14 protein-coding genes and 1 pseudogene are annotated in these 13869 nt (G+C 66.2%); 8 read left to right on the top strand and 7 right to left on the bottom strand.

Annotation, left to right across the window (positions count from 1 at the left end; all coding sequences use genetic code 11):
- The first annotated feature begins 43 nt into the window (after positions 1–43).
- The 3 genes from FOZ76_RS23590 to FOZ76_RS23580 are packed head-to-tail and all read left to right on the top strand — an operon-like array spanning position 44 to position 2896.
- Complete coding sequence (locus FOZ76_RS23590) at positions 44–883, top strand: MipA/OmpV family protein (RefSeq protein WP_211366167.1); 840 nt, start codon at positions 44–46, stop codon at positions 881–883.
- The gene (locus FOZ76_RS23585) at positions 883–1569 is read left to right on the top strand and encodes a response regulator transcription factor (RefSeq protein WP_143950751.1); all 687 of its coding nucleotides are present in this window, start codon (positions 883–885) and stop codon (positions 1567–1569) included. The genes FOZ76_RS23590 and FOZ76_RS23585 overlap by 1 nt, the downstream gene beginning before the upstream one ends.
- A 16-nt stretch (positions 1570–1585) precedes the next feature.
- Positions 1586–2896 carry a sensor histidine kinase gene (locus tag FOZ76_RS23580; RefSeq protein WP_246129738.1) on the top strand — a complete coding sequence of 437 codons (1311 nt, stop codon included), beginning with the start codon at positions 1586–1588 and terminating at the stop codon, positions 2894–2896.
- A 214-nt stretch (positions 2897–3110) separates the two neighbouring features.
- On the opposite strand, the gene FOZ76_RS23575 is transcribed toward FOZ76_RS23580, so the two are convergent.
- Positions 3111–3764, bottom strand: coding sequence for a hydrolase (locus tag FOZ76_RS23575; protein ID WP_143950749.1), 654 nt, complete (start codon positions 3762–3764; stop codon positions 3111–3113).
- Between the two features lie 283 nt (positions 3765–4047).
- Positions 4048–4878: an alpha/beta fold hydrolase gene (locus FOZ76_RS23565; protein ID WP_143950748.1), complete on the bottom strand. Its 831-nt coding sequence runs from the start codon at positions 4876–4878 to the stop codon at positions 4048–4050.
- Positions 4879–5175: 297 nt separating this feature from the next.
- On the opposite strand from FOZ76_RS23565, the gene FOZ76_RS23560 reads away from it, so the two are divergent.
- Together FOZ76_RS23560 and FOZ76_RS23555 are read left to right on the top strand one after the other, a co-directional pair.
- Positions 5176–6087: a LysR family transcriptional regulator gene (locus FOZ76_RS23560; protein ID WP_143950756.1), complete on the top strand. Its 912-nt coding sequence runs from the start codon at positions 5176–5178 to the stop codon at positions 6085–6087.
- A 108-nt stretch (positions 6088–6195) separates the two neighbouring features.
- Positions 6196–6690: a DoxX family protein gene (locus tag FOZ76_RS23555; protein WP_143950747.1), complete on the top strand. Its 495-nt coding sequence runs from the start codon at positions 6196–6198 to the stop codon at positions 6688–6690.
- Between the two features lie 16 nt (positions 6691–6706).
- Here the strand turns inward: FOZ76_RS23555 and FOZ76_RS28405 are convergent.
- From FOZ76_RS28405 to FOZ76_RS23530, 5 genes and pseudogenes are all read right to left on the bottom strand, one after another.
- Positions 6707–6751 (bottom strand): annotated as a pseudogene (locus tag FOZ76_RS28405) (hypothetical protein); the annotation flags it as partial.
- Positions 6752–6840: 89 nt separating this feature from the next.
- Positions 6841–7728, bottom strand: coding sequence for a fructose bisphosphate aldolase (locus tag FOZ76_RS23545; protein WP_143950746.1), 888 nt, complete (start codon positions 7726–7728; stop codon positions 6841–6843).
- Between the two features lie 200 nt (positions 7729–7928).
- Complete coding sequence (locus FOZ76_RS23540; RefSeq protein ID WP_211366453.1) at positions 7929–9431, bottom strand: acetyl-CoA acetyltransferase; 1503 nt, start codon at positions 9429–9431, stop codon at positions 7929–7931.
- A 99-nt stretch (positions 9432–9530) separates the two neighbouring features.
- Positions 9531–10199, bottom strand: a complete 669-nt coding sequence (locus tag FOZ76_RS23535; protein WP_143950745.1) for an NHL repeat-containing protein — start codon at positions 10197–10199, stop codon at positions 9531–9533.
- Positions 10200–10242: 43 nt separating this feature from the next.
- Positions 10243–11463 carry a helix-turn-helix domain-containing protein gene (locus tag FOZ76_RS23530; protein WP_143950744.1) on the bottom strand — a complete coding sequence of 407 codons (1221 nt, stop codon included), beginning with the start codon at positions 11461–11463 and terminating at the stop codon, positions 10243–10245.
- Positions 11464–11631: 168 nt separating this feature from the next.
- Between FOZ76_RS23530 and FOZ76_RS23525 the strand changes: the two genes are divergently transcribed.
- The 3 genes from FOZ76_RS23525 to FOZ76_RS23515 all read left to right on the top strand — a co-directional run bounded on the left by FOZ76_RS23525 (position 11632) and on the right by FOZ76_RS23515 (position 13866).
- A complete protein-coding gene (locus tag FOZ76_RS23525; protein WP_143950743.1) occupies positions 11632–12405 on the top strand; it encodes a transporter substrate-binding domain-containing protein in 774 nt (257 codons plus the stop codon).
- A gap of 65 nt (positions 12406–12470) precedes the next feature.
- Positions 12471–13181 carry an alpha/beta fold hydrolase gene (locus FOZ76_RS23520; protein WP_143950742.1) on the top strand — a complete coding sequence of 237 codons (711 nt, stop codon included), beginning with the start codon at positions 12471–12473 and terminating at the stop codon, positions 13179–13181.
- Between the two features lie 118 nt (positions 13182–13299).
- The gene (locus tag FOZ76_RS23515) at positions 13300–13866 is read left to right on the top strand and encodes a restriction endonuclease (RefSeq protein WP_143950741.1); all 567 of its coding nucleotides are present in this window, start codon (positions 13300–13302) and stop codon (positions 13864–13866) included.
- Positions 13867–13869 lie beyond the last annotated feature (3 nt).

Genomic DNA, 13869 nt, shown 5'->3' with positions numbered 1-13869 from the left:
CTCAGTAAGAAACGGGTAAGAGAACCCTCGTGATGATGCCGCTTTGACCGCCATCAGGAGCGCAGCCATGGGTTCTCATCACCCCCTCATTCTTACTGGTCAACTTGCCGCCAGGGGGTTGACGCTCGCCGCCCTCGTCGGTGGCCTGGTGCTCGCTTCACCGGCGGCCTTCGCCGACGATGCGAACCCCCGGAAAACCACCTGGGGTCTCGGCCTGGGCGTCGTCGGCAACCAGGAACCCTATATCGATATTGACCGCGATACCACCGTCCTGCCCTTGCTGCATGTCGAGAACCGGTATGTCCGGTTCTTCGCGACCACACTGGAAGCCAAACTGCCCGGCTGGCAATTCAGCGAGACCAACAGGATCGATTTTCGCCTCGTCGGCCGCTGGGAAGGGTCCGGTTATGAGTCCGACGACTCCTGGGCGCTGGAGGGCATGGACGAGCGCAAAGGCGGCGTCTGGGCCGGCGCCAAGGTGCAGTGGCAGACCAGCCTGGCGAACCTCAGTGCGGATTGGACGCACGACGTTTCGGGCAACAGCAAGGGACAGCGCTTCAATCTCGGCCTGGACAGGTCCTGGCGGCTGGGCGAGCGCTTCACCCTCACGCCTCGCATCGGCGCGGCGTGGCATGACCGCAAGTACGTCGACTACTATTACGGCGTGCAGGCGCATGAGGCGCGGGCCGGACGGCCCGAATATCGCGGCGACTCCGGAATCAGCACCGAAGTCGGCTTGCAGGGCGTCTACCGTTTCAACAAGCACCATTCAATGATGTTCGACGTTCGGGCCAGGAGACTTTCCTCCAACGCCAAGGACAGCCCGCTGGTGGATCGCTCCACCGACAACCGCGTTTTCCTGGGCTACATGTACCACTTTTAATGGGCAGAATTCTTTTAGTCGAAGACCATGACCATCTGGCCAGGCTCATATGCAAGGGGCTGGCCAATGCAGGCATTGCAGCGGATGTGGTGGAGCGAGGCGAATCCACATGGAACGCGATGCAGCAGGTCTCCTATCAAGGGCTGGTGCTGGATCGCGGCCTGCCCGATGGAGATGGCGTGCTCTTGTTGCAGCGAATGCGCCAGTCCGGTGTAACCATCCCCTGCCTGATTCTTACCGCCAGAGATGCCCTGCATGATCGGGTCGAAGGGCTGGAAGCGGGCGCGGACGACTATCTGCCAAAACCGTTTGCCATGACAGAGCTGGTTGCGCGCGTGCGCGCGCTGCTGCGCCGCCCCGCCATGAGCCGGTCGCTCCAGCCGGAATACGGCGACGTAGTGCTTTCCCCGGATGCCGGCATCGTCAGTTGCGGCGATGAAAGCGTCACGCTCGCGCCGGCAGAGATGCAGATCATGCTGGCGCTGGTACGCAAGCAAGGAGGGGTTGTACGCCGCCGCGCCCTGGAGGCGGCCGGTTGGGGATTGACCGAGGCGGTAACCCCGAACGCGCTGGATGTCGCCCTGCATCGCATGCGCCGTAAACTTCTGGCGATCGGTTCGGATTTGCTGATCGTCAATGTCAGAGGTCAGGGCTATGCACTTCAAACCACCCAAGTGGCTCCATAGCCTGGCGTTCCGGATCTTGCTGGCCTACGTTGCCGGCGCGCTGCTGAGCGTCGGCCTGCTGGTAGGGCTTGCAGCCATCGCGCAAGAGCGGCTTCCCGGCATGGCAATGTCTGATCGAACCCTCAGTCTGGCACGCAAGCTGGAATTCGACGGCACCGGTCGTCCAGTCGGCTTCAACAATGACAGTGAACATCCCCTGTGGATCTACGACAGCCTATGGCAGGAGACTGCCTATCGCGTACTGGATGAAGCCGGCAATGTGGTCTTGCTGTCTCCTGGCGCGAAAAACTGGCCCCAGCACGGCGACGTCGCCAAACTGGAGAAGTGGCGCTTCGATATCGAAAATAATGGCGTCGTTCAGGAAGGCGCCACGGAACGCATCGAACACGGCGGGCAAACCTGGTTTGTCCAACTGACGGTAAGCACGCGCATCATCAACTTCCTGCACCAGGAATTCGCTGTTCCGTTCATCAGGCTCGGCATCCTCTCACTGGGCTTGATTCTGCTGTTCGTATTCGGTGCGTGCGCATACATCAGCCTCAAATTTTCGCTTAGGCCGCTCAGAAACGCTTCTCTCGCCGCCGCCGAAATCTCCCTGAAATCACTCAACGAAAGGTTGCAGACAGACCGGGTTCCGCTTGAAATCGCCCCGCTCATCGGCAACTTCAACGCAGCGCTCGATCGAATCGAAAAGGGGTTTCGGATTCAGCAGGATTTTCTTGCAAAAGCCGCCCATGAACTGAAAACACCACTCGCATTGATACGTGCCGAGGTGGACCTGATGGAGGGATGCGACGATGTTCGAGAGCCGTTGCTCGCCCATGTCGAGCACCTGACGCGCCATGTCCAGCAACTCTTGCTGCTAGCCGAAGCCTGCGAACCCTTGAGCTACCAGCTCTCGGATATCAACGCCTGCGAAGTCGCCCATGATGTTGTTTCCTTTCTGAGGAAGGTCGCGGACGAATCGAACATCAATCTCACGATTTCAAGTCTCTCAGGAGAGTCGATGTGGCATGCGGATCGTGGCGCATTCTTCACGCTGCTGAAGAATCTGATCGAAAATGCCATTCAACACGCCCCGCCAGGAACGGAGGTCAGAACGACCATGAATTCGGACGGCATCTGCGTGAGGGACTGGGGGCCGGGGATCACTCCAGAGCAATTTCCACTATTGTTTTCACGCTTTTGGCGAGGCCCGCATCGGCGGGATCACGGCGCTGGATTGGGTCTGCCGATTTGCCAGGAGATCTGCGCAGCGCACGGCTGGACGCTTTCGGTCGAAAACGCCAACCCAGGATTGGCGATGAAAATATCAAGAGAAACATAAGGCCCGCCAGCTTTCTCGGCGCCCGCATGGCCCGCGGCACTGCGGGGGTCAAAAAAGGCCGCAGGCTGCGCATGCCTGGGCGCTAGCTTCCACAGAAGATGAAGGGCCCCACCACGCGCCGCTTTGCGAACGGCAGCCAGCCGCACTCACGGCTGGCCTTCGCCGTCAAATGCGCCCCACCTCGCTCGAGATGCTCCGCGCCGCGACGCCCGGATCAGCCTGCGGCACTCGGGACCGGCGTGTTGAGCAGTTGCTGTTCCCACAGGTACGCAATGCCGCTGCCAGCGGCATGCTGCTTCAGGATCTCGGTCAGCTCGGCGGCATGCTCGGTCCGCGCCCAGTCGCGCTGCCATTCGGAGGTCACTGCCAGCCAGGTCATCATGTTGGCGCCGGCCGCGATCATGCGCTGGATGGCGACTTCGTGCGCCTCGACCGAAACGCCGCCGGAGGCATCGGTCACCACCGTGACATCCCAGCCTTCGCCGAGGGCCTGGATCACCGGCATCGCGACGCAGATCTCGGTCCAGAGCCCTGCAATGATCAATTGCTTGCGGCCAGTCGCCTTGACCGCGTCCACCACCCTCTTGTCCTCCCAGGTGTTGATGAAAGTCCGGTCGATCACTTCTTGACCGGGGAACACGTCGGTGATCTGGGGGAAGATGAGACCGCCTCGATCAGCGATCACGCTCGTCAGGATGGTGGGAACGCCGAACGCTTTGGCGGACTTGGCCAACGCTGTCGAGTTGTTGACGACTGCCTGCGGGTCGTGACTGTTCAGATTGGTGAGCTGGTAAGGCTGATGGTCGATCAGAACGAGTACGGAATCTTCGGGACGGAGAAGCGAATCAAGGCCGTTGCGAAAAGTCATGCACATTTCCTCTGCTGTCGTTGGGACCAGATGGGCTTTCAGGGGAAATAGGCGCTTGCGGCGACCATCCCCTGGACCAACATTGTGCTGGCCACCTACCCGATGCGGTAGCATCGTTCTGTGGTGAGCTGTGTCGCAGAATGAGGAACGCCATGCGGACAATGATGCGCAGTTCCAAAAGAGATCGGCAATACCGCTGCGTCTGCCGCATCCACCCCGTCTGGTATGAGCCATGTTCGCCCCGCCGGAGCAGCCCAAAATTCCGCATGCCCTCCGGCCCCGTTCAGCTCTCGATGAACGCCAGCAGGTCGGCGTTGATGAGGTCGGGGTGCGTGGCGAACAACCCGTGCGACAGGCCCGGATAGGTCTTCAACGTGCCGTTGGGCAGCAGCTCGATCGCCTTGCGGGCCGAGGCGTCGATCGGCACCACCTGGTCGTCCTCGCCATGCATAAGAAGGACTGGTAGAGAAACGGCCTTCAAGTCTTCGGTAAAGTCGGTTTCCGAAAAGGCGGCGATGCAGTCATAGTGTGGCTTGGCGCCGCCCATCATGCCCTGCCGCCACCAATTGCGGACCAGACCGTCACTGACTTGAGCGCCTTCCCGGTTGAAACCGTAAAAAGGCCCGGAGGGCACATCGAGGAAGAATTGCGCGCGATTGCGCGCGAGCGCTTCGCGAAATCCGTCGAACACCGCCATCGGCAGGCCACCGGGATACTGGGGTGTCTTTAGCATGATCGGCGGCACCGCGCCGATCAGCACGGCCTTGGACACGCGCCCAGGCTCGCTACGCGCAACATAGCGGATGACTTCGCCGCCGCCGGTCGAGTGTCCGACATGAACCGCGTCTTTCAGATCGAGCTTGTGCACCAACGCCGCGACGTCGGCCGCATAGGTATCCATCTCGTTGCCGGTATCGGTCTGGTCGGAGCGCCCATGGCCACGTCGGTCATGGGCGACGACGCGATAGCCCTTGTTGAGAAAGAACAGCATCTGATTGTCCCAATCGTCTGCGCTCAACGGCCAGCCGTGATGGAACATGATGGTCTGCGCGTCCTTCGCCCCCCAATCCTTGTAGAAGATGCGGGTGCCGTCCTGTGTGGTCATCATCGTCATGCCTGGGCTCCTTCAATCGTGTGTCGGAAGATGGTTGCGCACCGCCGAACTGCCTGTAAGGGCCACCTTATTCCGCCAATGTGACACTCATTGCACAGTAAAGCTCCATGACCGGGCGCACCTCGACAAGACGATCGGCGAGACCGCGCAGACGATCGGCTCGGCGAGCCGCCAGCACAAGGTACCACCTAGCTTTCCAGGCTCACAGCGATGCTTGAAAGCAGCACTCTGCTGTTCCTGCATCCGATGCTGCAGTACCATTCCATGAACGCCATGTTGCGAAACAAGGAACGCCGGATGGATATCGAAGAGCTACAGACCTTCGTGGAAGTTGCCGATGCGGGAGGGGTTTCGCCTGCCGCGTTCCGGCTGGGCGTATCCAAGTCGATCGTCAGTCGTCGGCTCGCCCGGCTCGAAGCGGAACTCGGCGTCCAGTTGCTTGCGCGATCCACCCGCGGGGCTGCTCTCACAGAGGCCGGAGCCACGTTTCGCGACTATGCAGCCAGGGTCTGCGCCGAGATCGACGTAGCCAAGGAGACGATCCTGCCCACCGGTGACCTTCGCGGCCGCTTGCGAGTTGCCGCGCCGCTGTCATTCGGTCCGACCCACTTCGCTCCCGTGCTCGCGGAATTGGCACGACGCCACCCGCAGCTCCATATTCACACTTCCTACAGCGATCGTTTCGTCGATCTCATCGCCGAGGGGTTCGATTGTGCAATTCGGGTGGGCACTCTTCAGGACTCGAACCTGGTCGCAAGGCGTGTCGGACCGCTTTTCGGGAAATTCGTCGCGAGCCCGGACTATATAAGGACGCATGGGTCCCCGGAAACGCCGGAGGAGCTGGTCGCCCATCAGGCCCTCATGCAGGGAACGGAAGCCTGGCAACTCTTGGATGGGAACAAAATCATCACTGTTCGTCCACAAGGGCGTTTCAAGACCGACAGCGGCGTAGCACTCGCGGTCGCCGCGGCAGCCGGGCTGGGGATTGCAGCGCTCCCCGATTATCTTATCGATGAATACATAGCGTCCGGTGCCCTTGTCCCGGTCATGACACGACACCCGCCGCCTCCGGCCGGCATATACGTCATCCGCCCGCCAGGTCAGCATCCGGCGCGAAAGGTGCGGGTCCTGACCGAACTGCTCATCGAATGCTTCGAACAGGATCCGAACCCCGCGGGCACGGCCTCTGTTCGTTGCCGCTCGTCATGAAGGGTCGGAAGAGGATACATTAGACTGATGCGCGGCCTGTTCACGCCTAGGCAGCTCAAACCGCTACGTCCATTTCCGAGAACATTTCAAGGGAAAGCAGGAGTCGCTTTGCTTATCAACAAGAACGACCTCATCCTCAAGGCCAGCAACTTCCACCTGGGTAATGGTTTGAACGTCCTGCGCATCGCCGCAGGGGCATTCTTCTTTCCCCACGCCATCGGCAAGTTCGTCGATGGAGGCCTCAACCCGGCGGTTGTCGGCTTTTTCGAAGCAGCCGGCTTCTGGCCAGCCAGTTCCTGGGCACTACTGGCGGCGTTCTCCGAGATCACTATTGGCATCGCGCTGGTGCTCGGTATCTGCACGCGCTTTGCTGCGCTGGGAGGGGCTTTGATCTTGGCTGTGGCCGTCTATGCGCTACAGACCGTCAGCGGATTCAATGGTTGGACTTGGAACACGGGCGGTTATGAATATCCCGTTTTTTGGGGAATCGTATGCATCGTGATTTCCCTGGAAGAGTTTCGTCGGCTACGCAGCGATGCGACCCCTGAATTGTCTGCGCTATCAGCACGATCGGATAGCTCTCCAACTCCTCGCAGGCATTGAGCGCAACGTAACGGGCCTTGCCGTGCGTGCCGTCGATGACCAGACAGCCCCGGTCGCGCAACTCGTCGGCCAGCCCCTTGGCGGCCAGCGCACCGGCGCACGTGGCGAAGGCCGCGGCATGCGCCGCCGCCTTGCCTACGTTCGCAGCGATCAGGCGATCGAGGCGCGATAGATGCTCTCGATGCTCTTGTCCAGCTCGCGGTTGAATTCCTCGTCCGACTGCTGGGCGGTCAGGCCTTCGGTGAGCGCGCGGCTGAAGCTCGCGATCACGCCGGGGTTGCGCGCCAGGCGGGCATTGGCGTCGTCGCGGCTGTAGCCGCCAGAGAGCGCCACCACGCGCACGACGCGCGGATGTTCGACCAGCTCCTTGAAGAAGCCGTCGACTTCGGGCAGGGTGAGCTTGAGCATGACCTTGGCGTCGGCGGGCAGCGCATCCAGGCGCTGGATGAAGCCGGCCTTGAGGATCTCCTCGATCCTGGCCTTGTCGGCGGCCTTGATGTTGACTTCGGGCTCGATGATCGGCACCAGGCCGGCCTTCACGATCTGCATGCCGACTTCGAACTGCTGGTCCAAGACAGCGTCGATGCCTTTCTGGTTCGCTTCATTGATGACCGAGCGCATCTTGGTGCCGAAGACGCCCTTGGCGGCGGCGCGCTGCAGCAGCGCGTCCAGCTCGGGTATGGGCTTCATGACCTGCACGCCGTCGGCCTCGGCGGCCAGGCCCTTGTCCACCTTCAGGAAGGGCACGACCTGCTTGCGCTCCCACAGGTAGGCGGCGGCGTCCATGCCCTCGAACTGGCGGTCGATGGTCATCTCGAACAGGATGGCGCCGAGCACGCGGCGGCCGTCGAAGGCCGGGCTCGCCACGATGCGCGTGCGCATGGCGTGCACGAGGTCGAACATCTCGGCCTCGCCGTTGTAGGCCGATTCCTCGATGCCGTAGAGCTTGAGCGCCTTGGGGGTGCTGCCGCCGCTCTGGTCCAGCGCCGCGATGAAGCCCTGCCCTTCGGCGACCTTCTTCAGTTGTTCCTGGTTCATGTGTGCTCCCTGGAGGATGAGGAAAATGAGGGGGAAATCGGTGCGCCGGGGCGCGAGGCCGCCACTTTACCGGGAAATCCGGGCAGACGCGCGCCTGCGCGAGGCGCAAACGGGGGGAAGATACCAGACCTGGACGCTGCGTGCCCACTGGTCGCGGCTGCCTGCGCTCGAGGGGCGCGGCGTGTGCGACGGCACCGCGCTCAGGCGGCGGACCACACCGAGTGGCCTTCGTCGCCAGGGCGCAACGTGCCGTCCCGGTCGACCGGCGAGCGGCTCTCGCTGGTCAACGCGGCCAGGGTGGCGGCATCCTCGGCCAGCACCTTGGCCAGGGTGCGCGCGCCGCTCGCGGTGCGCACCATCGCCACGCCATGCTGCACGCTGCCGTCGGCCCCGTAGAGGATAGTGAAGGCTTCGAGCCGCGCCGGGCCCTCGGGCGCCGTCTCGATGGGCGGCACCGGCCCGCGCCTGGCGTCGGCGCGGGCCTGCACGCTGCCCACGTCCGCCAGCCCGCCGGCGGGCATGGGCCGGCGCGCCAGGACCAGGCCGTGGTGCTTGGTCACGAACTCGCCCTGCCCGTAGAGCAGGCCGGTCGCTTCAGCCGGACGCTCGCGCAGGCGGCGCACCATGGCGCAGGCCGCATGCGTCATGTAATCGTTCAAGGGCGCGCCGAAGAAGGTCAGGCCGCCGGTGACGGTGGGCTGCACATCGTCGTCCAGGCCCAGGGTGCGCCGCGCCATCTTCGGCACGCAGGGAAAGCAACTGTAGAGCTCGAGCGCGTCGAAGGGCGCGTCGACCAGGCCCGAGCAAGCCTGCAGGACGGCATTCTGCGCGTGGCTCTCCCAATAGTGGTCGCGGGCGAGATAGTCGCGCGGCTCGTTGGCATGGGCGCCGCCCCGGATGTGAACCATGCGCTCCTGCGGCACACCGGCGCGCAGCGCGGCCGCGAGGCTGGTCACGATGAGCGCCGCGCCCAGGTTGACCATGGGATTGGCCACCATGAGCTTGTTGTACGGCCAGGCGATCCGCCGGTTGCCCGGCGACGGCGTCAGGATTTCCTCGGGCGTGCGGCGCGTGCCCAGCCATGCGTAGGGGTTGTGCGCCGCGGCCTCTGCGTAGCGGCTCCACAGCACGCCGGATTCGCGCTGGGCTTCAGCCGGCGTCTGGCCCCAATGCGCGGCACTCGCCGTTTCGTAGAAGGGATAGACCGTGACGGGGTTGGCGCAGCCCAGTTGCACCGCCAGCGGGTGCGCGAACGTACGCGCGCGCACTGGCGCGGGGGCATCGTGGGCGAAGGGCGTCCAGGGCAGTTCGATGCCCTGGCGCGCCGCCTTGTCGGCCGTGTACTGAGCCTCGGCGCCGCAGATCAGGGCCACGGCGCTTTGCCCCGCCGCGATGCGCAGCGCCGCTTCGTGCAGGTAGCGCACCGGGCTCTCGCCGCCGACCGGGCCGTACTCGGCCCGCGTCGGCGCGATCCCCAGGCGCGCCGCCAGCAGCCCGGCCGGGTCCCGATAGCGCCAGCTCACCAGGTTCACCACATCGACCGAATCGACGGCGGCGAGCAGCCGGGCGCCGGCATCGGCCTCGGCCCGCCGCGCCGCATTCGCCATCAGATCGATGGGCTCCAGCCCCTCGACCAGCGATTCGGGGCGATCGCGCCACTCGCCCACCCCGACAATCACCGGCATCTCATGCTCACGCACCACGCATCGTCTCCTGACTCCAGCGCCGACGACACGCCCCCCGCCCGGGAGGGCCGAACCGCCGCCGGCTATCGTCGACAGGCGATGATAGCGCCCAACCCGTCAATCCCGCCCGCGCGCCGGCCTGCGCACGGCCCGCACCATGCCCGACTGGCCGCCGCCGCAGTAGAACAGCGACGCGCCGTCCGACTCCAGCCCGCTGACCCCGGCCCCCGCCGGCATGACCAGGCGTTCGCGCACGGCGCCCGTCGCCGGGTCGACGCAGCGCAACTCGCTCTCGCCCTCCTCCCAGGTCCCGTGCCAGAGTTCATGGTCGACCCAGGTCACGCCGGTGACGTAGCGGTCCGAATCCAGCGTGCGCAGCACGGCGCCGGTGTCCGGATCGATCTGATGGATCTTGCGCGCACGATACTGGCCGACCCACAGGCAGCCCTCGGACCACGCCATGCCCGAATCCTCGCCGTCGCCGGGCGCGGGGATGGAGCCGAGCAGTTCGCCCGTCGCCAGGTCGATCTTGTCGATCCGCCGGCCCGCGATCTGGTACAGGTGCTTGCCGTCGAAGGCGGTGCCGGCGTCGCCTTGGCGCTCCAGCGTGCGCACGGTGGCGCCGCTCAGCGGATCGAGCGCCAGCAGGCGCTCGCCCGTCGCGGCCCAGACCAGCCGTCCGTCGAAAGTCACGCCGTGCACGGCATCCGCCACCGGACCGAGTTCGCGCACGATTTCTGCCTCGGCCACGCGAGCCTGCTCCACAGTCTTGGTTTCACGTTCCATATCGATCTCCCGAGCGCCGTCGGATGGGCGCCGTACGTCCACTCTAGACAAGCCCCGGCGCGGCAGGGAGTAACAAGATTGTCGTGAATTCCGCGAGCCGCGGCGCCAGCCATCGCTGCGCGCGGCCGCGCCCCAGGGCACGCACCTGGCCGGCCAGCTCCGCCCTGGCCAGCAATCGCTGCACGCTGCGCTGGCTGCCGCCCAGCGCCAGCGCGAGCGACGAGCTCGACCAGGCCGCGCCATCGGCGAGCAAAGCCAGGAGCGCCCCGGCCTCGCCCGGCATCGGCGGCGCGAGCATCGCCACGGCGGCGCCGCCGGCAGGACACAGGGCGAAACCCTCCGGCCTGGCCTCGATGCGCGCGAACGGCCGCAGCAGTGCGCGCAGGCGTCCGATCTGCACGCGCAGGCGCGCGCGATCGGTGTCGTCCGGACGGCGGATGCGGAAAGCGGCCGCGATCAGCGCAGCGCGCGGTGCGGCGGCCGGCCAGGCCCGGGCCAGCTCGGACGAGAGCGCGTACAGCACGGGACGCCCCAGCAGCGGGCGCACATCCGACCCGCGGCGCCAGGCGCGACGGCAGCCATCCAGGACCAGGGCCCGGCTGTCCAGCAAGGCGGCGATCTCGGCCAGCGTCAAGGGCGCAGCCCCGCCCGCCTCCAGGCGCAGGGCTGCCGGCAGCGCCAGCATCGCCTCCAGGCCTTGGGCTTCGGCCAGCAGTTCGGGAATCCGGGCGGCGGCGGCATGCGTACGGGCCTGGGCCAGGGCGGCGCGCGCCGCGGCCGGCGCAGGGCGACGCAAGGCCAGTTCGGCCTCGACCAGGGCGCGCAATGCCAGCGCCGCCGGCGCGATCCCCTGCGACGGCACGCGCGCCAGGAGCGCCGTGGCCTCGTCCGGGCGTCCCGTCAGCAGCGCATAGCGCGACAGCAGCAGCCGCGCATGGGCGGCATTGACGCGCTCGCGCCGGGCGTCGAACTCGACGATGGCAGCGGGCAGCGCGTCAGGCCACCCCGCCAGTTCGCGCCGGGCCAGTCCGACGTCGGCCAATGCCAGCGCGCAACGCGCGCGTGCCAGCGGCTCGCGCGCGCCGAAAGCCCGCGCCGCCTGGCGCAGCAGCGCCTGCGCCCGTGCGAGGTCGCCCAGGCGCGCCATGGCAATGCCGCGCAACGCCAGCGCGGGCGGGTCCTCGCGCAGGGCCACGCATTGCAGGGCGCCGAGCGCGTCACCCGCCGCCAGCGCCCGTGCCGCCATCGCGATGAGGGAGTCCATGGCACAAGCGTAACGCTGCGCCCGCCTCCCTGCGCGGCCGGGCTGCCCGCCCGTGACCGCCCTCACCCTCGCGCGGGCCTGTCGCGGCCCTTCAAGCAGCCGCCGTCCAGGGTCATAATCTGCCCAGCCGTCCACATCGCGCGGCGCCATCCGTTCATGAGGAACACCATGCGTACCCATGTTGCATTGCTCTGCGGCATCGCCGCCTGCGCCACCGCGCTGTCGAGCGCCATCGCCGGCCCGCGCCTGGACCGCATCCAGGAGACCAAGACGCTGCGGGTGGGCACGCCCGGCGACTACCGGCCGTTCGCGATCAAGGACGGCGACGGCTACGCGGGCCACGACATCGACGTCATCGAACAGATGGCCAAGGAGATGGGCGTGAAGATCAGCTATGTCCAGACCTCGTGGCCCGACCTCATGAACGACCTGCAGGCCGACAAGTTCGATGTCGCCGTGGGCGGCATCACGCGCAACGTCGGGCGCATCGGCAAGGTCGACATGCTGCCGGGCTACGCCCCGTTCGGCAAGGTCGCCCTGGTACCGACCGCGGACCAGGCGAAATACAACTCGCTCGCCGACCTCAACCGGCCGGGCGTGCGCGTCATCAAGAACCCGGGCGGCACCAACGAGGCTTTCGTGTTGGCCAACCTAGATGCGGCCCAGGTGAGCACCCACGAGAAGAACGCGGAGATTCCCGGCCTCATCGCCGAAGGCAAGGGCGACGTGATGATCACGGAGACCTACGAGGCGCTGCACTACGCCAAGGCCGACCCGCGCGTCACCGCCAAGTTCGTCGATACGCCGCTCACGCCCAAGAGCTACCTGGGCTTCATGCTGCCGGTCGACGACGCCGACTACACCCGGGTGATGCAATATGCCTGGGACATCGTCGACCAGCGCGGCGGCCTGCAGGAGGCCAAGGCGCGCTGGCTGCAGTGAGCGCCTGTGCCTGGAGCCTGCCGTCCAGGCTGCACGTCGATACGCCCGTACCCAAGGAGCCCGCCATGAACCGTTTGCCATTCGTCCTGCTGCCCGGTCTGCTCTGCTCGCCGCGGCTCTATGCGCCGCAACTGCCCTTGCTGTGGCAGCACGGCCCGGTCGCTGTGGCCGATACGCGCCACGCGGACAGCATGTCCGCCATGGCCGCCCAGATGTTGGCCGACGCGCCGCCGCGCTTCGGCCTGCTCGGCCTGTCCATGGGCGGCTACCTGGCGTTCGAGATCCTGCGCCAGGCGCCCGAACGCGTCGCCCTGCTCGTGCTGATGGACACCTCGGCACGGCCCGACACCGCCGAGGCGACGGCGAACCGGCACGCGCAGGTGGCGCAGGCGCGGGCCGGCGAGTTCCAGTCGGTCGTCGACGGCTTGTATGCGCGGCTGGTGGCCCCGTCGCGCGCTCAGGACGAGGCGCTGCGCCAGGTGGTGACGGCCATGGCGCAGGAGGTCGGCGTCGATGCCTTCGCCCGCCAGCAGGCGGCCATCATCGGCCGCGCGGATGCCCGGCCGCTGCTGCCGTCCGTGCGCTGCCCCACGCTGGTGCTGGTCGGCGAGCAGGACCAGATCACGCCGCCCGCGCTCGCCGAGGAAATCCGGCAGGGCATCCCCGACGCCGAGTGCGTGGTGCTGCCGGACACCGGCCACCTCAGCACGCTGGAAAGCCCGCAAGCCGTCAATACGGCGCTTGCGCGCTGGCTGGCCGCGCAACTCGCCACCTGATCCGCCCCCTCGGACGCCCCAGCCTCTGCCCCGCCCGCAGGCCGCGGCGGCGGCCGGCCCCACGCAGCCGGCGGGATGCATGGCCTATACTTTCGGGCCCCTGCCCACGAGATCCGCCATGAAGTTCCAGATGCCCCGCAACTCCGTGTTCGCCATGCTGCTGCGCTCGGCATGGTGGGTCAGCGCGCTCATTGCGGTCGTCCTGCTGGCCGCCTCGCAGCTCGTCACGGCGCCCTTTCTGGCGGCGTTCCTGCTCTTCGCGTCCTTTCCTTTTGCCGTGATCGCAGCGGTCGCCGGCTGGAAGCAGCGCAACCGCCCTTCCGCCCAGCGCGTGGAGCGGACCGCCAACGCGGTGCGCGCCATGTCCTGGGCCGAGTTCAGCGGCGTGTTGCAGGAAGGCCTGCGCCGTGACGGCTGCGAGACCGTCGCCTGCAAGTCCGAACACGCGGATTTCGAGGCTCGCCGGCAAGGTCGCATCGCCCTGGTAAGCGCACGGCGCTGGAAGGCGTCCCGCGTCGGTGTCCAGGCACTCTCCAGGCTGGAAGCCCAGCGCCAGGCGCGCGGTGCCCACGAAGCGATCTACGTCACCGTCGGCGATATCAGCGAGCAGGCGGCCGCCTATGCGCAGGCCAATCACATCAAGTTCATGACCGCGCCGGAACTGGCGCGCCTGCTGCCGCGCTGAAAC

This window comes from Verticiella sediminum, assembly GCF_007558815.1.
Lineage (GTDB): Bacteria > Pseudomonadota > Gammaproteobacteria > Burkholderiales > Burkholderiaceae_B > Verticiella > Verticiella sediminum.
This window is presented reverse-complemented; position numbering and strand designations above follow the sequence as displayed.